Source organism: Gilliamella sp. Bif1-4, assembly GCF_001690535.1.
GTDB lineage: Bacteria > Pseudomonadota > Gammaproteobacteria > Enterobacterales > Orbaceae > Gilliamella > Gilliamella bombi.
Genome location: NZ_LZHC01000024.1, coordinates 378,562 through 401,014, shown reverse-complemented (window position 1 = coordinate 401,014; position 22,453 = coordinate 378,562). Strand labels below are relative to the sequence as shown.

Genomic DNA, 22,453 nt, shown 5'->3' with positions numbered 1-22,453 from the left:
TGTCGAATATAGCGGAAAAAGATATTTTTCAATTTTGGAACACAGATCGACAAAACAAAATCTGATCCCTTACAAATTAACTTAATATCCGTAAAGTAATAAGCCACTTTAATCAAAATTTATTCATTAATATGACAAAAATCACTCTATCGGATATTGCTACAAAAGCTAATATTTCAGTTGCTTCGGTTTCAAGAGTATTAAAAAAACCACATTTAACTTCCCCTCAAGCTCAACTACGCGTTTATCAAGCTATTGAGGAATTAAATATAGATACATCAAAAAATTTAAAACCCTTTCAATCAATACATAACAGTAGAAAGATATTAATTATTGATAATCAACTTTTTTCAAAAAGTTTAATCAATCTTGGTTTAGAACAAGCTTTGAAAAAAGAGCAGTATCAACTGTTTTATTTGCAGTTTCCTTATAATAATAGAAACGATATCCATCATATTATTCGTTATGTAGCCCAAAATGCATTTGACGGTATTATCATTATCAATGATGCTCCATATTTAAAAACACTGGTTTCTTATAAAGATACATTACCACCCATTGTGTTAGTTAATCACTTTTCGCTTGATTTTATTTGCGTTCACTTTGATCATTTATTGATCGGATATCAAATGACGAAATATTTAACTGAAAATTCTCATACCAAAGTTGCTATTTTGCTTAATAATGACCAATTGATAAATTCAGCACTTCTGCTACAAGGTTATAAACAAGCATTGCTACGTGCCAATATTGTTATTGAGCCTCGATATATTATTCAAGGTTGTTTTACTTATCAACATGCCAGATCAGCAATAGAAAAATTAATAAACGGCAGTAAATCGCCATCAGCCGTCATTTGTGCCGATAATTTTAGCTTAACCTATTTAGATGAAATTTATTATAAAGACCTACACAATCAATCTCCTGATAGCATGGTTTTAGGAGCGTTACATCAAGCCAATGAAAATAAATCAAAACTGATTCAACCACTCACTATCTCTTATTTTAGCTCTTCTAAAGAACTTAAATATAATGAATTAGATAATTTATGTAGAATTAATAAACCACTATTTAAAATGGGACAACAGTCTGCAACTTTACTATGTGATATTATTAAAGACACAACAAAGTCTATTAAACACAATAAAATTATCAATGTTGAATCGATGTTTTACTAATACGTGTACTATCTTTAAAAGATATTCCCTATTTTGTTTTTGCTCGCTTTCATTGCAAATAATTATCTTACCTTCTGATATTGCAGAGAGTAAAAATAATTCAGGAGTCTAGAGCGTTTAATTTTATTGAGATCTGATATCACATTAGCGCTTGGCAAATTGAAATAAGGAGGGTTATAAACAAGGCAAAGTATAGCCGTAATCTTTTTCCCAGATAGTAAGCTTTTAAGTTGAATAGCCGTTTATTAAATTTCATCCATTATCATTTACAGAACTTTACCCAATGTGAATAAATTAATATGAAATTTCAATATTCGAGTATTTTTAATATAAAATTATATAAAATTCGGTGATTAAATTGCCTTTCACCTTTAATTAGCAAATACACAAAATTTAGAATTAACTCTAAAAACAAGATAATTTTTCCAAATAACCTTTATTTATTCCATTTAAGATATTAGATAGCAATTATTATGTTTGTTTAAATGTTCGCTTTATAGGTAAGCTGCGTTTAATCAGTACATAAAAAGAGGGAAGCATCCCTCTTTTTTTACGCTCCAGCTCTATAATTTGGCGGTTCTTTGGTGATAAGTACATCGTGCACATGGCTTTCTTTCATTCCAGCACCAGTAATGCGATAAAATTTAGATTTAGTTCTTAACTCATCAATTGTTGCGCAACCAGTCAATCCCATACAAGATCTTAATCCCCCCATTTGTTGGTGAACTATTTCTTTTAGCAAACCTTTGTAGGCAATACGCCCTTCTATACCTTCCGGCACAAGTTTATCAGCAGCATTGTCAGTTTGAAAATAACGGTCAGAAGATCCTTTTGTCATTGCGCCAAGTGAACCCATTCCGCGATATGATTTATATGCTCTTCCTTGGAACAGTTCTATCTCACCTGGAGCTTCTTCAGTACCTGCAAACATTGATCCAACCATCACACAAGATGCACCTGCAGCAATAGCTTTAGCAATATCACCTGAATATCGAATTCCACCATCAGCAATAACAGGAATGTTGTGTTTTTGTGCAATTTCGACAGCATCCATTATGGCGCTAATTTGAGGTACGCCAACACCTGTTACAATGCGTGTTGTACAAATTGAACCGGGGCCTATTCCTACTTTAACGGCGTTAACACCTGCGTCAATTAAGGCTTTAGCGCCTTCGGCTGTGGCGACGTTACCGCCAATAATTTGTAAATCTGGATAGGACTTTCTTGCTTGACGAATACGCTCAAGCACGCCTTCTGAATGGCCGTGCGATGAGTCAATCAATAATACATCTACACCAGCTTCTACTAATGCTGCAATACGTTCTTCATTACCAGCTGCTGCGCCAACAGCTGCTCCAACACGCAGACGACCTTGCTCATCTTTACAAGCATTAGGTTTTTGTTCAGCTTTGTTATAATCTTTGACGGTGATCATACCTTTTAGGTGGAATCGACCATCAACAACAAGGACTTTTTCAACCCGGTATTCGTGCATTTTTTGCAGTACGATTTCACGTTGTTCACCTTCATTTACAGTCACTAAGCGTTCTTTGGGTGTCATCACCGCAGTAACAGGTAAAGAGAGATCCGTTGCAAATCGTACATCGCGTGCTGTGATAATGCCAACTAGTTCTTGAGTTTCAGTCACAACTGGGAAACCTGCAAAACCATACTCTTTAGCTAGTTCGATAACTTGCTTTATAGTTGCAGTTGGTAGGACTGATACAGGATCTTGTACTATGCCACTTTCATGTTTTTTAACACGTTTTACATGATTGGCTTGATTTCCAATTGACATATTTTTATGAATAAACCCAATACCACCTTCTTGAGCAAGTGCAATAGCTAAATCAGATTCAGTTACAGTATCCATTGCGGCAGAAAGCATTGGAATATTGAGCTTGATGGTTTGTGTTAATTGAGTACTAATATCAGCAGTGTTTGGTAATACAGTTGAGTGGGCAGGAACTAATAACACGTCGTCAAACGTGAGAGCTTCTTTGACTATACGGGACATGACAATATTCACCATTGAGTTAAATTGTTGATAAAATATTGCCGAGACATTCTACTTACTTTTAACTTAAAAGGCTAGGAAAATTTTATTCTATATTGAAATAAAAAAGTAAATAAAAACACAACAGAATTAAATATAAGTGAAGATATATTGAAAACACCTCACCAATTAAATAAAACTAGTGAGGCAAAAAATCGGCTCTTAATGTTTTATTAAATAAACATATTAATAGCTAAGCATCCTACTAATCCGCAAACGGAAATTATAGTTTCTAATAGTGACCAAGATTTCATAGTTTCAGCAATACTTAAATTGAAATATTCTTTGAATAACCAAAATCCAGGATCATTAACGTGCGAAAATACAACACTTCCTGCTCCTGTTGCAATAACCATCAGTTCAGGACTTACCCCAGTTGAAGCAATGAGAGGAAACACAATGCCTCCAGCTGTCAACGCGGCAACAGTCGCAGAACCAAGCGCTAATCGAAGCAATGCCGCAATTAACCAAGCCATTACAATAGGTGAAATATTCGATGAATGCATCATTTGTTCAATGTAAACTTTTACACCACTATCAACAAGCACTTGTTTAAATGCTCCGCCACCACCAATAATTAATAACATCATGGCAATAATTTTGATTGAATTAACTAGAGTAGCATTAACTTCAGCCATGGATCGTCCACGTAAAAGACCAAATGTAAATACCGCAACTAATACAGAAAGCAAAGTCGCAATGACTGGATCACCTAGAAATTCTACATAAGGTAACACTACATGTCCTTTATCTAAAGTCATATCGCAAACCGCACGAATTGACATTAAAATAACTGGAATTAAAGCGGTAAAAACACTGACTGCAAAGCTTGGCATTTGCTCATCAGTAAATTTTTTAGAATTATATAAGCCTTCTTCAATTGGATGATTAATTACGCGAATAAATGGTAATTTTGCTAATACAGGTCCAGATAAAATTACCGTTGGGATACCGATGATAGTACCATAGAGTAAAGTACGTCCCATATCTGCTTTAAAAATTTCAGCAATAGCTGTAGGGCCAGGATGAGGAGGTAAAAAGCCATGGGTCACAGATAAAGCCGCCGCCATAGGAATACCAATATATAGTGGCGATATACGTAACGTGGCAGCAATAGTTAATACTAATGGTAATAACAGAACAAAGCCAACTTCATAGAAAAGTGCAAAACCAACAATAAAACCGGTAAGTGTAACCGCCCATTGGATTTTCTTGTCGCCAAATGTTTCAATTAGCGTTGTTGCGATACGTTGAGCCCCACCACAATCGGCCAATAGTTTTCCCAACATTGCTCCAAAGCCCATAATTAAGGCTAAACTACCAAGCGTACCACCTACTCCATTTTTTATGGATTTCACCACATCCATAACTGGCATGCCTTCCATTACACCAACACTCAGCGCAACTAGAATTAGAGCAATGAAACCATTGACTCGAAGTGGTAACATTAAAATAAGTAGCAGTGCTACACCAACAGCAATTATTATTAACGGCATAAATAGATCCTCTAAAATAAAATATCCCTTGTTATCGGTAACATGCTAAATTATAGAGGATTTAAAAAAAAATACAGGGGGGAAATATCTAAAATGAGAATTTGATCACATTTTTAAAATGATTCTGATTTTTGTGCCATTAATATATAATTTATATCCACATTTGGACTTAATTTGAATTGATTTTTAAATAAAAGATATTCCATACCAATAATACCCTCTACATCTAATTTTGCTTGCTCAACAAGCGCCATTAACTCTGATGGGCGAATAAAGCGATTAAAGTCGTGCGTACCTTTAGGCACTAGCCGAGCAATATATTCTGCTCCATAAATTAATAATAATTTGGCTTTACGATTACGGTTAATAGTCGATAAAAATAGTTTACCTTCTGGTTTAAGCAATTTTGCACAAGATTGTATGACAGAAAAAGGATCAGGCACATGTTCTAATAACTCCATACAAGTAATGACATCATACTTGGCAGGGTATTGTTGTGCATGTTCTTCAACTGTTTGCTTTTGATAATCGATCGTAAGATCATTTTGCGTGGCATGTATTTTGGCTACAGCAAGCGATTCTTCAGCAAGATCAATAGCAGTAACTTTAGCTCCTAATTTTGCTAAACTTTCAGACAATATTCCACCTCCACAACCGACATCAAGCACCAGTTTGTTAGTTAGTGATCCACATTTTTGTTTTATATAATCCATACGCAGTGGATTGATGATGTGTAACGGTTTGCATTTGCCATTTGGGTTCCACCAATCGGCAGCAAGTTGTGAAAATTTGTTGATTTCGTTTTGGTAGATGTTTTGTGACATAGTGGCTCTTTGATATCAGTAAAATCTAAAATTAACTATATGCTATGTTCTTGCGATTATCAATAAATCAGCCTGATTAATCTTGTTTATCAAAAAAATAACATATTAAACACTGCTGTTTACTATATAATTTATCCTACAAAAAGGTTATTACGTCAATTAATGAGACAGCGAGAGGGAATCGTTCTTAAATATATTTATTCAGTTCAAAATATATCATAACTTTTAACAATTATAATTGACTTTCCCTTTAATTGGCAATTTTGTTATTTTTTATTGCAGATTTCTCCTTTTTGAGTGTTTTAAATATGTTTAATGTGGTATATCGATTAGTATAATCGCTTTAAAAATAAATATTATACATTCTTATCGCTACTCGCTAAAATTTTATACAGATATAACCAATAACTTGTATAATATCTTGTTTATAGAAGTATTCCATGGCATGATTAAAATTTCGTTTATAAAAGACACACTTTTTTCACAACGCAAATTAAACTAATTGAGATTAAAGGAAACAATATTAATGAGTACTAGTACTATGAAAAAAAGTCACTCTCAGTGGAGCTCACGCATGGGATTTATGCTAGCTGCGGCGGGTTCTGCTGTTGGGTTAGGTAACATTTGGAAATTCCCCTATATGGCAGGTCAAATGGGGGGGGCTGCATTTGTACTAACCTATTTGCTATTTATGTTTGTTATTGGCTTGCCAATTTTAGTTTTAGAATGGTTAATTGGTCGTCGTGGACAAAAAAATCCAATTCATACAATGGAAGATGTCGCTGTTTCAGAAGGTCGTTCTAGATCATGGCATTGGGTGGGCATTATTGGTGTAGTAGGTTCATTTTTAATTTTATCGTTTTATAGTGTTATTGGTGGTTGGGCGACCGATTACATTGTTTTAGCTGCACAAGGTTCTTTCGAAGGTGCAAATGGTGACGTTACAGGAAAAATTTTTGAAAGTTTCCTTGGTAACGTAAACCACCTATTAACCTGGCATACCGTATTTATGGCTGTTACTGCATTTATTGTTGCAATGGGGGTTGGTGCAGGTTTGGAACGTGCTTGTAAGATTATGATGCCAGGTTTAGGGATCTTACTACTAGTGTTAGTTGGATATGCCGCTTATGTGAGTGGGCCATCTTTTGGTGAAGCTTTTAAATTTTTATTTACACCAAACTTTTCTGCTATTAATGGTACTGCTATGTTAGCAGCATTAGGGCATGCGTTCTTTAGTCTATCTTTAGGTATGGGGATTATGATGGCTTATGGTTCATACCTTGGAAAGGATGTTAACTTGCTATCTACTGCTCGTACCGTCGTAATTTTAGACGTTATTGTAGCCATGTTATCTGGTATGGCTATATTTCCACTCGTTTTTGCTAATGGCTTACAACCTAGCGAAGGTCCTGGCCTTATTTTTGTTACTTTACCTATTGCATTTGGTAATATGGCTGGTGGTACTATTTTAGGTGTAGTATTCTTTATTTTCCTAACTTTTGCTGCATTAACATCTTCTATTTCATTACTTGAACCTACAGTTGAGTTATTGGAAGAAAAAACACCACTAGGAAGAAAATCAGCCACAATAGCAAGTAGTATTGTCATTTGGGCTTTGGGTATTGCTTGTTTGTTAGCATTTAATAAGTGGGCTGAAGTAAAATTATTTGGTGAAAATATTTTTGATTTACTTGATTATCTAACTAGTAAAATCATGTTACCTCTCACAGGATTAGGTACTGTGGTATTTGGTGCTTGGATGATGAATCAAAAACGCATCCGTGAAGAATTAAATCTAAGTGATTTTTGGTTTAGTGTTTGGACAGTATTAACTCGTTATATTGTTCCTGTTGCGGTAATCATCATTTTGGTTTATGGATTTTTATAAAAACTTAAGTTAATTTTAATTCAGATAAAAGCCTTGAGTTATCAGGGCTTTTTTTTTGCCTACCATTTCATTTTTAATAAAAAACAACCAAACAATGAATAAATTTGTCTATTTGTATTGAAATTCCATTTTTCATTCCCATATAGCAATAAATCAAACCATTATGTTAATTTTATTCGATTAATCTAACTGGCAATGCGCTATTAGAATGAGCAAAATGATAAAAGTTAGTTAATAACAAATCATTTTCGTCATTAGAATTAATTGAAATGACTAAATATAATAGAGGAACTAGTCAATGAGTAAGCAAGGCACTGAAACTCGTGGATTTCAATCCGAAGTTAAACAAATTCTACATTTAATGATTCACTCTTTATACTCAAATAAAGAGATTTTTTTAAGGGAACTTATTTCAAACGCATCTGACGCCGCTGACAAACTTCGCTTTAAAGCGTTAGAAAACCCAGATTTATACGCGGGTGATGGCGAACTTGGTGTGCGCATTTCAACTAATAAAGAAGCTGGTACCCTAACCATTGCTGATAATGGCATTGGTATGACGCGTGATGAAGTCATTGAAAACTTAGGTACTATTGCTAAATCAGGTACCAAAGCATTTTTAGAATCCATTGGTAGCGATCAAGCCAAAGATAGTCAACTAATTGGTCAATTTGGTGTTGGTTTTTATTCTGCTTTTATTGTTGCTGATAAAGTCACAGTAAGAACCCGTGCAGCAACTGCAAAAGCTGATGAAGCGGTTATGTGGGAGTCAGCCGGTGAAGGTGAATATACAATATCTGACGATAATAAAGAAACTCGTGGTACCGAAATCACTTTACACTTAAAAGAAGACGAAAAAGAGTTTTTAGATGATTGGCGTTTGCGTTCTATCATTAGCAAATATTCTGATCATATTTCACTTCCTGTTGAAGTACAAACCACTGACGAAGAAAGCAAAGAAGTTAAGTGGGAAAAAGTTAACAAAGCCCAAGCACTTTGGACACGTAGCAAATCAGAAGTCACTGATGAAGAATACAAAGAATTTTATAAACACCTGTCACACGATTTTGCTGACCCATTAAGCTGGAGCCATAATCGTGTAGAAGGTAAGCAAGAATATACTAGTCTACTTTATATCCCAGCAAAAGCGCCTTGGGATATGTGGAATCGTGATAATAAACACGGCTTAAAACTGTATGTACAACGTGTATTTATTATGGATGATGCTGAACAATTTATGCCTAACTATTTACGTTTTGTAAAAGGCTTAATTGATTCAAATGATTTGCCATTAAATGTATCGCGCGAAATTTTGCAAGATAACAAAATCACTCAAAACTTACGTAATGCGTGTACTAAACGTGTGTTACAGATGCTTGAAAAACTTGCTAAAGACGATAAAGAACAGTATCAACAGTTCTGGAATGAGTTTGGTTTAGTGTTAAAAGAAGGTACTGGTGAAGACTTTACAAACCGTGAAGCAATTGCAAAATTACTTCGTTTTGCGTCAACTCACACTGATAGCGATGCGCAAACTGTTTCGTTAGATGATTACATTAGCCGTATGCAAGAAGGTCAAGAAAAGATCTACTATATTACCGCTGATAGCTATGGTGCGGCAAAAAATAGTCCTCATCTTGAGCTATTCCGTAAAAAAGGTATTGAAGTATTGTTATTGTCCGATCGAATTGATGAATGGATGATGAGCAATTTAACTGAATTTGATGGTAAACCGTTCCAATCTATTAGTAAATCAGACGAATCTATCGAAAAACTTGCCGATCAAGATAGTGAAGAGCAAAAACAAGTTGAAAAAGAACTTGAGCCATTTATTGAACGAGTTAAAACTGCATTAGGCGATAAAGTGAAAGAAGTAAAATTAACGCATCGCTTAACTGATACACCTGCAATTGTTACCACTGCCGCCGACGAAATGAGCACACAAATGGCTAAATTGTTTGCAGCAGCAGGTCAAAAAGCACCAGAAATAAAATATACCTTTGAAATCAATCCAGATCATAAGCTGGTTAAACGTATTGCCGATACGCAAGATGAAAGCGCATTTAACGATTGGGTAGAACTACTACTAGATCAGGCTTTACTTGCTGAAAAAGGTTCACTTAGCGATCCAAGTAAATTTATTCAAACCATGAATAAATTATTAACACAATAATAAAATAATAGACTAAGCAGCCTCGATACATTAACCCTATCGGGGCTTTTTTATAGTAAAAGAAAAGCAATATTTTTTTAAAATATGATATTTATCACATTTCTTTATATTTTTGCTTCCGATTTTTTTATGGCTATTCATAATAAATAAACATATATAATTAATCATACCCAATGAAAGTTTATAAAATATTAAACAACAATGTTATTGTTACACTTGATACTAAAGGTAATGAATTAATTGTTACTGGTCGTGGAATTGGATTTAAAAAACGTGAAGGTGACTTAATTGATACAAGTCTCATAGAAAAGCAGTTTTCACTCGATAATAAAGAAACATACCCTAAATTTGAAGAATTGCTTTCAAAGATTCCTTTTGAAGTGTTAGCCACATCTGAAATTATTATTAATCATGCAAAACAATGCATAGATGGCATATTACAAGACAGCATTTATATTTCGCTGACCGACCATATCCATTTTGCTATTGAGCGCCACCAGCAAGGGTTTGATATTCCTAATGGATTTCTATGGGAAATCAAAAAGTTTTACCCTAAAGAGTTTCAAATCGGTTTGTATGCCTTATCAATAATAAAAGAACGATTATCTGTTGAATTACCTGAAGACGAAGCTGGTTTTATTACTTTTCATATTATCAATGCGCAATTAAATGACACAATGCCCAATATTGTTAATATGACTAAAATCATGCGCGAAATTCTTAATATAGTAAAATATCACTTTAACTTTGAATATGACGAAAATTGCCTATCTTATCAACGTTTTGTTACTCATTTAAAATTTTTTGCTCACCGTATTTTAAGCCACAGCAAGCAAACACAACAAGATAATTCTTTGTATGAATTAGTACAACAAAAATACGAACTAGCCTATATTTGTACTAAACAAATAGATTTACATTTAATACAACAATATCAACATCCACTTTCTGATGACGAAAGTCTCTATTTAACTATTCATATTGAACGATTACGAACTGAAAAATCAATAATGTGATATAAATCACACTTTAATCATTATATTTAAACAAACTATATTCATTATTCTTAAATCATGCTAACTTTATTAAATCATTTTTGGATTGTTATTGCATAGTAAAGCAGTTAGCTATGCAAGCAAAACCTAAATTCCTTAAATTAAAGGGATTTAGGTTTTTTTTTGCATTAAAAAGGATAAGGTATGAAAAACAAACAGCTTGCCGAATCAATTATCCAACATGTTGGGGGTAAGGACAATATTATCAGTTTAGTACATTGTGCTACTCGTTTAAGATTTGTATTGAAGAATGATAACAAAGCCAATGCAGAAACATTAAAAAAGCTAGTCGGTGTGATTACAGTTGTACAAAGTGGAGGACAATTTCAAGTTGTTATTGGTAATAATGTTGCCGATGTATATAGTGACATTATGCAACTGACAAATCTTAATGAAAATAACCAACCAGCCTCGCAATCAAGCAAAAAATCGGGGATTTTCTCTAAATTGATTGATCTAGTCTCGGGAATTTTTATTCCAGCACTTGCTATACTTGTTGCTGGCGGGATTTTAAAAGGTCTAATCTCGTTGTTACAAGTAATCAATGTCATTGTTCCTGAAACACCTACTTATAATTTCCTATTTGCCATTGCTGATGCACCTTTTTATTACCTACCTATTATTTTAGGATTTTCTGCTGTTAAAAAATTTGGTGGTAACCCCTATGTGGGTATGGCAATTGGTGGTGCACTAGTTCATCCTAATATTGTCGGTATGATGGGAGGCGCATTAGAATTACAAACCGAATTTTTTTCAATTCCAATTAGCCTGATCCCTTATGCATCATCGGTATTTCCAATTATTTTAGCAAGTTGGAGCTATTCAATATTTGAAAAAAATTTTAATAAAATATTGCATGATTCATTTAAAAAATTTATCTCGCCATTACTCAGCATATTAGTTACGGTGCCGTTAACTTTTGCGGTTATTGGTCCCGTTGTGTCAATGTTAAGTGACATTATTGCTTCTGGAATTATCTTCATCTATCAATTAAATTCTGTTATTGCTTCAATGATTTTAGCTGCTGCTTGGCAAATCATGGTAATCTTTGGAGTTCATTGGGGATTAGTACCATTTTCAATGAATAACTTAGCACTTTATCAAGAAGATTTCATGTTACCAATCCTATTTCCTGCTGTCTTTGCCCAAACAGGTGCGGCATTAGCGGTAATGTTACGTTCTAAAGATAAACAACTTAAAGGATTAGCAAGTTCATCTGTACTATCTGGAATTTTCGGCGTGACTGAACCCGCAATCTATGGTGTGAACTTACCTTTAAAAAGACCATTTATAATTGGTTGTTTATCCGCCTCTATTGGGGGTGCTATTATTGGTTATTATCATACTGTCACTTATTCATTTGGTTTTATTAGTATATTTGCATTCTTACAATTAATCCCACCAGAAGGAATAGATTCAAGGTTTTATGCAGTGGTAATTGCTTCAATTCTCTCATTTACCATTGCTACACTAGTAACTTATTTTTTTGGTATGCCTAAAGATAAATCTCAAATAGATGAAATTGATAATTCATCTTCTAATAACAATATGGAAACTGAAAATAAAACCACGATCTACAGCCCAATGTCAGGTAAGGTCATTCCATTAAGTGAGGTAAAAGATACTACATTTGCCAGTGAATTAATGGGTAAAGGTATTGCAATCATTCCAACTGTTGGTAAAGCTGTTGCACCTGATAATGGTGAAGTTGTGTCATTATTTCGAACCAAACACGCAATTGGCTTTCAAACCGAATCTGGAGCTGAAATATTAATTCATATCGGTATTGATACCGTTAAATTAGATGGTCAACATTTTGAGGCCCACGTAGAAGCTGGTAACAAAGTAAAAAAAGGTGATTTGCTAATCAGTTTTGATATAGAGGCAATTAAACAAGCTGGTTTTGAAGTTACCACGCCAATTATCATCACTAATAGTGATAGTTATCAAGATATACAATGTATCTTTGAACAAGATAATATTCAAAGCGGAGAGGCTTTATTAGCGTTATCCCAAAATAAGGAGTAAAACATGTCAACAAAATTTCCTAATGATTTTCTTTGGGGCGGTGCCATTGCCGCTAACCAAGTTGAAGGGGCTTACCGTGAAGGTGGTAAAGGTTTATCTACATCAGATTGTACGCCAAATGGTTTATTTGGTGACATAATCAATCGCAATGAAACTGATATTGCTAGTATTAAAGACAACGCTATCGATTTTTATCATCGCTATCCTGAAGATATTGCTCTATTTGCTGAAATGGGTTTCACTTGTCTACGCACATCAATTGCTTGGACACGCATATTTCCTAATGGCGACGAAGAACAACCAAATGAAGCCGGTTTGGCCTTTTATGACAAATTATTTGATGAAATGGCAAAACACAACATAAAACCGCTAGTCACTTTATCACATTATGAAATGCCCTATTATCTTGTTACTCAATATGGTGGATGGGGAAATCGTAAAGTCATTGAATTTTTCACTCGTTACGCTAAAACTGTGTTTGAACGCTATAAAAATAAGGTTAAATATTGGCTTACCTTCAATGAAATCAACATGTCATTACATGAACCTTTCACTGGTGTTGGTTTGGACAGAAACAGCACCAAACAGCAAATCTACCAAGCAATCCATCATCAATTAGTTGCCAGTGGTCGAGCAGTTAAACTCTGTCATCAAATCATTCCAGATGCAAAAATTGGTAACATGTTATTAGGCGCTGTGGCTTACCCTCTTACGCCAAAACCTGAAGATGTTTGGGAAACTCATCAAGAAAATCATGGTTGGTTATTTTTTGGGGATGTTCAGGTGCGTGGTTATTACCCTACCTATATGAATCGCTTCTTTAAAGAACATCATATTAAGCTTGATATTACTGAACAAGATAAACAAGATCTAAAAGAAACAGTCGATTTTGTTTCATTTAGTTATTACATGAGTTGCTGTGCAACAGATGATGAGTCACAAAAAACCAAAGGTAATATTTTAGATATGGTACCTAACCCTTATCTTAAAGCATCCGAATGGGGATGGCAGATCGATCCAATTGGAATTCGTTATCTTCTTAATTTACTTTATGAGCGTTATCAAAAACCGTTATTTATTGTCGAAAATGGCTTAGGTGCTAAAGATAAATTAGAAGCAGACAATACAATCAACGATGATTATCGGATTAATTATATGAATGATCATTTAGTACAAATCCGAGAAGCCATTAATGATGGTGTTGAAGTCATTGGATACACCTGTTGGGGACCAATAGATCTTATCAGCGCATCTAAAGCCGAGGTCACTAAACGCTATGGATTTATTTATGTAGATCTAAATCAAGATGGCACAGGCACATTAAATCGTTATAAAAAGAAAAGCTTTTATTGGTATCAATCAGTGATCTCATCTAGAGGTGAAAGTTTAAAATAGTCAGATAATTTATGGGATTATTGTAACTAATCCCCTATTATTCAAAAAATAATTTACAAAATAAATATATCTAAAAGTAACCGTTATCCATTCAAAGGGGAATAGCATGAAAAAAATACTAAGAAAAACATTATTAACTAGTACGTTAATTATTACTACAACCCTACTAGCCAGTTGCACCCAACATTCATCTAAAACAACAAATAATAATACTGACGGTGATATCACAATCTATTTTGCTCGTCATGGTAAAACCTTATTTAATACCTATGATTTAGTTCAAGGGTGGGCTGATTCACCGCTCACAGAACAGGGAATTGAACTTGCGCACTATCTTGGTGAAGGATTTAAGGATATTCAGTTTGATGCTTATTATACCAGCGATGCTGGACGACAACGAGAAACAATGCAAGAGCTCCTTAAGCAAAAAGGGGTTAAAGATTATAAAATTTGCGAACTTAAAGGGTTACGTGAAGTATTTTTTGGTGGTTTTGAAGGTGGACCAAATACCAAAATGGTATATGCCAGTATGAAACTAGCTGGATATAACTCTATTGATGCTTTTTATAAAAATTATCAAGCCGGTAATTTGCCTATAGATATAATGATAAATTCAATTGCTAAAACAGATCCAAAACATCAAGCCGAAAATTACCAACAAGTAAAAGCAAGAACACAAACCGCTTTAAAAACCATAGTCCAAAATGCTCAAAATAGTCATGAAAAAAATATCCTTGCTATTTCTTCAGGAATGTCAATGCAGGCGATGATTTCTGATTTAACTGACAATAAAGATAAAAACAAACCGTTATCAAATGCAGCTGTTGTCAAAATTATTTATAAAAATGGCCAATATACCATAAGCGAAATTGGTAATATGGAATATGTAAATAAAGGTAGAGCAGCACTAAAAGAATAAAAATGAAACTAATGGAGTAATTATTAATTTACTCATAATTGTATTAACTAATTAAAAATTTAATTTTAGTACTATTGGATTGTTACTGCTTTGGGCAGGCAAAACCTAAATACGAGTTAGAGAATTGTTCTCTAATTTGGTATTTAGGTTTTTTTTTAATAAAAATAAAGTTTAGGAGAAACAACAATGGAAATTAAATATCTCACAATGATATTACTAGGGATATCGAGTTCTTCGACACTGGCAAATGAAATGACAAATAATTCAGTTCTAGATAATCTATTCTCTAAAGACTCTAAGTTTGAATTTTCTACCCGTAATTATTGGAAATATTTAAAAGAAAGTGCATCCCAACCTAAAGAGGTACACAGCGCTTGGGGGCAAGCATTTAGCTTTGATTATAAATCAGGTTATTTATTTGATACGATTGGTTTTGATGTCACCTATGATAACATAATAAGATTAGGTGCTAGTGATTACTTTGCGACCCGTAACCTACTTTATAACGATGGAAAAGGCTATAAAAAACATAACGCTCACGGATTTAATAAATTTACCCAACGTTATGCCAAAATAAAATTAGGTAATGATGGTATTAATTTTAATGGTAAAGCTGGATGGCATAGCTTGAAAGATTTAGGCGTCATAAGTTCAACCAAACATCTTACTCGCAATAGTTATCTTGGTTATAGCGGAATTCTAAAATATGATAACGTTTATTTTTCATTAGCTTATATTGATAGCACCCTACCCCGCGAATCCGCTAAAAAATTGCGTTTTTTAACGGCAGATCGTAAAAAAGTCATTAATAGTATTTCAACAGCTGAAATCGCTTATAAAGATAAAGATCTCACTGTAGATTATTCTTATGGTATTGCTAAAAATTATTTAAGACGCCATGTAATTGAATTGTCTTATAAACCAATACAAAAATTAATCTTAGGTGGACAATTCTACGGAAGTTATGCTCTTGACAATTATGATGCCATGAAACAAAACAAAAAGGAGTTTGAAGATCACGCATGGCACTATGCAACCGATGTTGAATGGAAAGAAGAAGACTGGAGTATTAAAGTCGGTTTAGCTTATACAGATGCTAATAAACATAACGCTATCGGATATTATAATCGACATTTAGGTAAAAATACTCGTGCTCGTTTTAATGGTCTTGCCGCTGCTGGCTCTGATTATTTACGCGATGGTGAACTGGTACTAACAACAGTAATGAGTTATGATTTTGTTAAAGATAATAGCACTGGTCTATACATGAATTATGGACAATTTAACTACAAACATAATACATTAAAAAATGGTGAAATTAACATTTTTGATATATGGAAACCAACTAGTGGCGCTTTTAAAAATTTTTCTATTTTATCGAAGGTTGGATATGGTTGGTCTTATAAAACAGTCAGTGCTTCAGACCTTACACCTAAACTTAGACATGGAAAATACCAACGTTCACCTTCACTTTCGGCGGAAACGGTAATTGATTACCGATTTAATTTATTATAAAGAGGATAAAACAATGAAAAAATTTATTATATTAATTAGTACATTAATTATTTCAATAACAACCTTATCACAAGCTTTTGCTGATGATGTTTATCTCTATGTCACTCGCCATGGTAAAACTATGTTTAATAACGTACACCGTGCCCAAGGATGGTCTGATACACCGCTGACAAAACCAGGTGTCGAGGTGGCAGAACAACTAGGACGAGGATTGAAAGGTGTCAAATTTATTTCAGTCTATTCAAGTGATTTAGGTAGAGCACGACAAACTGCTCGCATTGTTTTAGAAACTAAAGGCGATAAAATTCAAATTAATGAAATGGAAGGCTTGCGTGAACAGTGTTTTGGCGATTATGAAGGAGATTTTGATCCAAACATGTGGACACCAGCTGCACAGCATTTAGGTTATGCGTCAGATAAAGAGCTAATGGCAGATATGGCTCAAGGCAAGGTTACCCTAAAAACAATGATGGATGCAATCGCCGCAGTTGAGAAATCAGGCGAAGCCGAAGACTACAATAAAGTAAAAAATCGTATGCAAGCATCATTAAAAGCCATTGCTGAATCAGCCAAAGCACAAGGCGGTGGCAACGTGCTTGTGGTATCTCACGGTTTAGCAATTATGTCTATGGTTCAAGAGTGGCAAGATAAACCAATTACAGCTGGATTAGGTAACGCAAGTGTCACTAAAATTCGTTACACCGAAGATGGTAAATTTATTGTTGAAAGCCTTGGAGATATGAGCTACGTCGAAAAAGGTAAAAATCAAGCAAAATAACTTCAAAATGTATGGCTCACCAGTGGGCCATATTCCACATTTACTATTAGCTCATTATATTACTCGATAAATTTGTAGTATTTATCGCCATAAACAAGCATAATTTAATAGTGTATTTATTAAATATTACTAAAAGGCCAATATGTTTTATTTATGCAATTATTCATCACCAGTGGGACTAATAACCCTAGCCAGTCAACAAAATAAATTAGTTGGGGTTTGGATTGAAGGTGAAAAATATTTTGGTCATATACTCAACACACAAACAGAAGAAAAATCTAATTTACCCATTTTTAACTCAACAAAAAAATGGCTTGACGATTATTTTTCAGGAAAAAGACCGAATCCATACCAATTAGAACTTGCCCCAATCGGCACGCCTTTTCGGCATTTAGTATGGGAAATTTTATGTAAAATCCCCTATGGCCAGGTTATTACTTATGGCGATATCGCAAAACAGATCGCCCTTAAAGCAAACAAAGCAAGCATGTCTAGCCAAGCCGTAGGCGGGGCTGTTGGTCATAATCCCATATCAATCATTATTCCTTGCCACCGAGTTATCGGCGCAAACGGTAATTTAACTGGTTATGCTGGTGGAATAGATAAAAAAATAAAATTATTAACTTTAGAAGGTATTAACACAGATCAATTCTTTATTCCAACCAAAGGGACTGCACTTTAATTTACAAATAGAAAAACTGTTGCCAATATTTTAAGAACACAATCAAATTTTTATTAAGGTATATTGGCATTATGATTTTTGTTACAGATTTATAATCCACTATGCAACAGATCCTCTTTATTTAATAGTTTTCTTTTGATAACAAAAGACTAAAATCAATTAACGCTATTACTAAATCAGATTTTTCGAAGAATGTATTATTGCAGACTTAAAAAAGCATTAAATCAATTATCATAATCATGCTGTAACTATCCCCTAAAATAGTACAGCAAAAAAGTAGAAAATTCTCTATGATAAAAGAAAAGGGGATTTAATTATGAAAAAAATGACTGAACATCAAATCGTAGTTATTTAAAAAGAAGCTGAAGCTGGTATTCCTGTCAAGGAACTGTGCCGTAAATATGGCATGGGTAATTCAACTTTCTATAAATGGCGGGAAAAATACGGTGGTATGGAAATTTCGGATATCAAACGCTTAAAAGAGCTGGAGGCTGAAAATCGCAAGCTTAAGCAGATGTTTGCCGAACTGAGCTTAAAATCCCAGCTTCAGGAAGAAATCATAAAAAAGCTTTAGTGCCCACAAAGGCACGTAAAACGTGGCACAGCAACTACAACAAAATCATTCTGTTACTATTGCTATGAGCTGCGCTATCGTTGGCTTAAGCCGTTGTGCTTACGATTATCAACCTAAGTAACAGGATGATTCGGTGATTATTTGGTGTTGAATGCTATCACAGACCGGCATTTACGCTGGGGCTTTCCTAAATGCTTTAATCGTATCAAAAAACTCGGCTATCAATGGAACCATAAGCGTGTTTATCGGGTGTATTGTGAATTAAAGCTTAATCTCAGAGTAAAGCGTAAAAAACGCATTCCTCCACGATGCCCAGAAAAGTCATTGGTGCCTAATAAACAAGGTGAATGTTGGTCAATGGATTTTATGAGTGACAGTAGCCGTAATCAAAGGACATTCAATGTCATCGATGACTTTAATTGTGAGGCGTTAGGTATTGATATTGCAGTAAGCTTACCGGCAGAGAGAATTACCCGTTACTTAGATAAACTGGCCGAATATCATGGGTATCCATTAAAAATACGGGTCGATAATGGGTCAGAATTTACAGGAAAAACCTTTATAAACTGGGCTAAATCCCATGATATAGCCATTGATTATTGATCCTCGCCAAAAAAGTGGACAAAAGTCGCCTCTATAATATAAACAAAAATCATAGGAGACAAATATCATGGTCAAAAAATTTAGTATCGAATTCAAATAACAATCAGTGGATTATGCGTTATCTAATGCACACTTTTCTATCAGCGAACTTGCCAACCATCTAGGCGTGAGTAAATCAACCCTAGATAAATGGATTAGGCAACTTTCCCCGAATAAAACCAGCCGTCGAGAGTTAACAGCTGAGCAACAACGGATTATGGCGTTAGAAAAAGAGATTAAAGAACTGAAAATGGCCAATGATATACTAAAAAAGGCGCATGTGTACTTCATCAACAATCCAAGTCGGTGAAGTACGCTTATATGAAAAATCATTTAACCTGCTATCCCGTTACTAGGATATGCTCATTACTTGGTGTCAGTTCATCGGGTTATTATGCTTGGTTAAAAAGAGCAAACAAGGTGGGCACTGTCTAATATTTTGGCGATGATCAGAAAGATAAATCGGCCACAGGTAAAAAAAATTGTTATGATTATAATGAAAAACAGCAAAGAGTCTTGATAACAATACAAAGTATTTATCATTATCAAAAATACAAATATATCAATATAAAAAATAGCTGTCAGTTTAAAAACATTGATACTCAAAAGCACAGAAAATGTAATGAAGATGAATATAACGCTTGTTTGTTAAACCGAAATAATATTAATCGAGAAAATCCGCATGTGATTGGTGAAGATAATATATTGTATAAAAATATGGTATGGTACAAAGATAAATTCATTGATGCCATTGTAGATGATGAATGATTATGATGTGGCTTTAGCTAGCAATAGTCTTATATAATCGTTATTTAGTATCATAATTTAGTTAAATTATTTACAATATAAAAGCTTTTTACTAACTATTTTGCCAAATTTTTACCGCATTGGATTAATACTGCTATTTATTCACGCCATAAAAACACAACTCTTCTCGATATAATTCATAGTTTGATGCTGATCATTATCAGCATCAAACTATGAATTATCCTTTACAAATTGCATATCCTAAATCAGGATCTTCAGCTAAAAAGAAACCAATAAACCCATCATGGTTATGCACAATATAATATATCCCATGTTCACGGACATTTATAGTCCAATATCTAGACATAAAATAATCAGGATTAAATTCTTGCCATTCTGAATCAGGGTAAGAAGATTTAGTGGTCCACCCCCATTCACCCAAAATAGAGTCTCCTATGGCACGAGTGTAACTATTAGAAATTGTCAGCTTATCTCTACCTAATTCTGCTGTTTGACCTTCATATCGTGGTGAGTTTGTTAATTGAGCTAGACTTATCATATTTTGTAAACCGCCACAGCGTTGTTGTACAGCATTAAACGTTCCCCTAAAATTTTGAGGTATTCCCCAAATTGCGGTTGGATTAAAGGTATAATCGTGAACAATTGAGGGATCTCTTTTTAAAGTAGCTCTCACTGTAACATTTCCTGATGGTTTGCTATTAAGTTTTACTAATCCATTTTGATCAACCGACACTCCTCCCCCAGGATTGTTAATTAATTGATATCGGTAATCTGTTTGCGCACCAGTCATCACCAATTGAAATTTAGCCCCAGGAAATCCCGTTGCTGGAAATGTTTTTGACGACACCACCGGTTTAACCTTAAAGCCATAGTCTGGTATATAATCTTGAGTATAACCGCCACCAACAAGAGGATGGCGATTAGCATATTCAGGTCGATTAGAATAATATGCCTCCGTTTTTAAATCAACTCCAATCCATTGGTGTTCTGGATGAACAATAGTAGAATTGGGTTTGGCATAACATAGTTCTGATTTTGGTGCTATTTGATATGTTTTAGATAAAGTTAATTGCTCGCTTTCTTTTGGAAAGCCATACTCAGAATAGGCTTTTACTTTTGTTTCAAGTATCAATTTTAATGGCATCGAAAAACCACTTCCGCAACCTATAATTTTTTTCTTATCATTACCTATTATTCTTACACCATTATTGTCATACCACCAATAATTAGTCGATTCAACTTTAAACGGCTCCTGTGGATCGGCACTATCACCATCTATATCACTGTAATTTTCAACTTTATCTAAGTTTGTTAAAGTATAAATCACCACTTTAAAATCATTGAGCGTTAAATTACCATCAAATTCTTTCACTTCACTAGATTTTATACTGCCACTCGCCTCACTATAAAAAACACCGTTGACAGTAAAACCATGTTTATCTGCACTCGATAACGCCACCACTTGCGGTGCATTCCCTGTAATAACCTGACTCGAAGTTGCTGTTAGTATTGCATTAGCCGAGCCAGCGAGTGTCCATTGTGATAATAAGATCAAACCCATTATTTGAGTAAGTTTCGGTTTTGAGTGAGCTATAAGTTTTGTTATTTTGACAACAAAGTGAGATTTGCAATGGAAGTGTTTAAAACAGGAAGATAACAGTAAAAATAAAACGTTTTGCCGTAATATTAAAGGTGAAATAAAACGATTAACAAAATGCCCGATGCCCGATGCCCGATGCCCGATGCCCGATGCCCGATGCCCGATGCCCGATGCCCGATGCCCGATGCCCGATGCCCGATGCCCGATGCCCGATGCCCGATGCCCGATTAAGTCCATATTTTATCATAATTTTATTATTCCTCATACTTATTTTCTTAAATTTATTGTTATAAAATAAACAGTTAATGTTGTTTTTAGTAATTTTAACATAAAATAGTATATAACTATGCTACTCTATTTTAGAATAAAAACTTCATTTTTCATCTACTTTTTTGTAAAGTTTTGTTAAGCGTATAAAAACTCATAACTGTAGGAATTACTCACATTGTTTATAGTAATTTGAGAAAATACTGTAATCAATAGACATAAAAACAAAACTAACACCTTATCAACAACAAGCAATATTGCGCATATATCATAGAAAATAACATCACTGATTTGACTAAATATTTTATAGTTAGCCATCCAACCATATATAATACTAAATGATCTCATGAGTCTAAATAACATGGCTACCATTGTATATAAAACATGAAATAAACAGCATAATTTTTTGTAAGTTGAGTGCTCAATATGGGCATTTACCTAAATTAGATTATATTTTTGTAAAAATATTCAGGATTCTATACCGTTTGGTGATTAAGAATTCTTCAAGCGTGTATGCACACCATTATATGAATTAAAATTTCACTAGACCTGCAGCCAGCAAATGAATGGGTGATCCGGATACAAGACTAGTGCTTTAATGGAGATAGAGTATAA

Annotated in this window: 17 protein-coding genes and 1 pseudogene; 14 read left to right on the top strand and 4 right to left on the bottom strand. The window is 34.1% G+C overall.

Annotated features, from left to right (window positions below):
* The first annotated feature begins 131 nt into the window (after window positions 1–131).
* A complete protein-coding gene (locus A9G25_RS04620) occupies window positions 132–1,178 on the top strand; it encodes a LacI family DNA-binding transcriptional regulator (protein WP_065625930.1) in 1,047 nt (348 codons plus the stop codon).
* Window positions 1,179–1,728: 550 nt separating this feature from the next.
* On the opposite strand, the gene guaB is transcribed toward A9G25_RS04620, so the two are convergent.
* The 3 genes from guaB to ubiG form a co-directional block, all read right to left on the bottom strand.
* Entirely contained in the window at window positions 1,729–3,195 is a 1,467-nt protein-coding gene (guaB, locus tag A9G25_RS04615) for an IMP dehydrogenase (RefSeq protein WP_065625929.1), read from the bottom strand.
* 212 nt (window positions 3,196–3,407) lie between these two features.
* Window positions 3,408–4,730, bottom strand: a complete 1,323-nt coding sequence (gntT, locus tag A9G25_RS04610; protein ID WP_065625928.1) for a gluconate transporter — start codon at window positions 4,728–4,730, stop codon at window positions 3,408–3,410.
* A gap of 113 nt (window positions 4,731–4,843) precedes the next feature.
* Window positions 4,844–5,554, bottom strand: a complete 711-nt coding sequence (gene ubiG / locus A9G25_RS04605) for a bifunctional 2-polyprenyl-6-hydroxyphenol methylase/3-demethylubiquinol 3-O-methyltransferase UbiG (protein ID WP_065625927.1) — start codon at window positions 5,552–5,554, stop codon at window positions 4,844–4,846.
* Window positions 5,555–6,080: 526 nt separating this feature from the next.
* On the opposite strand from ubiG, the gene A9G25_RS04600 reads away from it, so the two are divergent.
* From A9G25_RS04600 to A9G25_RS04540, 13 genes and pseudogenes are all read left to right on the top strand, one after another.
* Window positions 6,081–7,442 (top strand): sodium-dependent transporter, encoded by a 1,362-nt coding sequence (locus A9G25_RS04600; RefSeq protein WP_218057538.1) that lies wholly within the window; start codon window positions 6,081–6,083, stop codon window positions 7,440–7,442.
* Window positions 7,443–7,740: 298 nt separating this feature from the next.
* The gene (htpG, locus tag A9G25_RS04595; protein ID WP_065625926.1) at window positions 7,741–9,615 is read left to right on the top strand and encodes a molecular chaperone HtpG; all 1,875 of its coding nucleotides are present in this window, start codon (window positions 7,741–7,743) and stop codon (window positions 9,613–9,615) included.
* Window positions 9,616–9,788: 173 nt separating this feature from the next.
* Complete coding sequence (licT, locus tag A9G25_RS04590) at window positions 9,789–10,631, top strand: BglG family transcription antiterminator LicT (RefSeq protein WP_065625925.1); 843 nt, start codon at window positions 9,789–9,791, stop codon at window positions 10,629–10,631.
* A 183-nt stretch (window positions 10,632–10,814) separates the two neighbouring features.
* Window positions 10,815–12,698 (top strand): beta-glucoside-specific PTS transporter subunit IIABC, encoded by a 1,884-nt coding sequence (locus A9G25_RS04585; RefSeq protein WP_065625924.1) that lies wholly within the window; start codon window positions 10,815–10,817, stop codon window positions 12,696–12,698.
* 3 nt (window positions 12,699–12,701) lie between these two features.
* Window positions 12,702–14,093 carry a glycoside hydrolase family 1 protein gene (locus A9G25_RS04580; RefSeq protein ID WP_065625923.1) on the top strand — a complete coding sequence of 464 codons (1,392 nt, stop codon included), beginning with the start codon at window positions 12,702–12,704 and terminating at the stop codon, window positions 14,091–14,093.
* Window positions 14,094–14,199: 106 nt separating this feature from the next.
* Complete coding sequence (locus A9G25_RS04575) at window positions 14,200–15,012, top strand: histidine phosphatase family protein (protein ID WP_065625922.1); 813 nt, start codon at window positions 14,200–14,202, stop codon at window positions 15,010–15,012.
* 252 nt (window positions 15,013–15,264) lie between these two features.
* Window positions 15,265–16,527 carry an OprD family porin gene (locus A9G25_RS04570; protein WP_141674999.1) on the top strand — a complete coding sequence of 421 codons (1,263 nt, stop codon included), beginning with the start codon at window positions 15,265–15,267 and terminating at the stop codon, window positions 16,525–16,527.
* 13 nt (window positions 16,528–16,540) lie between these two features.
* Window positions 16,541–17,305 (top strand): histidine phosphatase family protein, encoded by a 765-nt coding sequence (locus A9G25_RS04565; RefSeq protein ID WP_065626007.1) that lies wholly within the window; start codon window positions 16,541–16,543, stop codon window positions 17,303–17,305.
* A gap of 142 nt (window positions 17,306–17,447) precedes the next feature.
* Window positions 17,448–17,987, top strand: coding sequence for a methylated-DNA--[protein]-cysteine S-methyltransferase (locus A9G25_RS04560; protein WP_065625920.1), 540 nt, complete (start codon window positions 17,448–17,450; stop codon window positions 17,985–17,987).
* 367 nt (window positions 17,988–18,354) lie between these two features.
* A pseudogene (locus A9G25_RS04555) lies at window positions 18,355–18,561 on the top strand (transposase); the annotation flags it as partial.
* A 144-nt stretch (window positions 18,562–18,705) separates the two neighbouring features.
* Window positions 18,706–19,164: a DDE-type integrase/transposase/recombinase gene (locus A9G25_RS04550; RefSeq protein ID WP_065625919.1), complete on the top strand. Its 459-nt coding sequence runs from the start codon at window positions 18,706–18,708 to the stop codon at window positions 19,162–19,164.
* 106 nt (window positions 19,165–19,270) lie between these two features.
* Window positions 19,271–19,513: a transposase gene (locus A9G25_RS04545; protein WP_081297146.1), complete on the top strand. Its 243-nt coding sequence runs from the start codon at window positions 19,271–19,273 to the stop codon at window positions 19,511–19,513.
* Between the two features lie 206 nt (window positions 19,514–19,719).
* A complete protein-coding gene (locus A9G25_RS04540; RefSeq protein WP_065625918.1) occupies window positions 19,720–19,971 on the top strand; it encodes a hypothetical protein in 252 nt (83 codons plus the stop codon).
* A gap of 217 nt (window positions 19,972–20,188) precedes the next feature.
* Here A9G25_RS04540 and A9G25_RS04535 read toward each other — a convergent pair whose 3' ends face one another.
* A complete protein-coding gene (locus tag A9G25_RS04535) occupies window positions 20,189–21,808 on the bottom strand; it encodes a hypothetical protein (protein ID WP_081297145.1) in 1,620 nt (539 codons plus the stop codon).
* Window positions 21,809–22,453 lie beyond the last annotated feature (645 nt).

Excerpts from the sequence above, each read along its gene's own strand:
- A9G25_RS04620 (WP_065625930.1), top strand. The coding sequence starts at position 132 with ATGACAAAAATCACTCTATCGGATATTGCTACAAAAGCTAATATTTCA.
- guaB (WP_065625929.1), bottom strand. The coding sequence starts at position 3,195 with ATGTCCCGTATAGTCAAAGAAGCTCTCACGTTTGACGACGTGTTATTA.
- gntT (WP_065625928.1), bottom strand. The coding sequence starts at position 4,730 with ATGCCGTTAATAATAATTGCTGTTGGTGTAGCACTGCTACTTATTTTA.
- ubiG (WP_065625927.1), bottom strand. The coding sequence starts at position 5,554 with ATGTCACAAAACATCTACCAAAACGAAATCAACAAATTTTCACAACTT.
- A9G25_RS04600 (WP_218057538.1), top strand. The coding sequence starts at position 6,081 with ATGAGTACTAGTACTATGAAAAAAAGTCACTCTCAGTGGAGCTCACGC.
- htpG (WP_065625926.1), top strand. The coding sequence starts at position 7,741 with ATGAGTAAGCAAGGCACTGAAACTCGTGGATTTCAATCCGAAGTTAAA.
- licT (WP_065625925.1), top strand. The coding sequence starts at position 9,789 with ATGAAAGTTTATAAAATATTAAACAACAATGTTATTGTTACACTTGAT.
- A9G25_RS04585 (WP_065625924.1), top strand. The coding sequence starts at position 10,815 with ATGAAAAACAAACAGCTTGCCGAATCAATTATCCAACATGTTGGGGGT.
- A9G25_RS04580 (WP_065625923.1), top strand. The coding sequence starts at position 12,702 with ATGTCAACAAAATTTCCTAATGATTTTCTTTGGGGCGGTGCCATTGCC.
- A9G25_RS04575 (WP_065625922.1), top strand. The coding sequence starts at position 14,200 with ATGAAAAAAATACTAAGAAAAACATTATTAACTAGTACGTTAATTATT.
- A9G25_RS04570 (WP_141674999.1), top strand. The coding sequence starts at position 15,265 with ATGACAAATAATTCAGTTCTAGATAATCTATTCTCTAAAGACTCTAAG.
- A9G25_RS04565 (WP_065626007.1), top strand. The coding sequence starts at position 16,541 with ATGAAAAAATTTATTATATTAATTAGTACATTAATTATTTCAATAACA.
- A9G25_RS04560 (WP_065625920.1), top strand. The coding sequence starts at position 17,448 with ATGTTTTATTTATGCAATTATTCATCACCAGTGGGACTAATAACCCTA.
- A9G25_RS04535 (WP_081297145.1), bottom strand. The coding sequence starts at position 21,808 with ATGGACTTAATCGGGCATCGGGCATCGGGCATCGGGCATCGGGCATCG.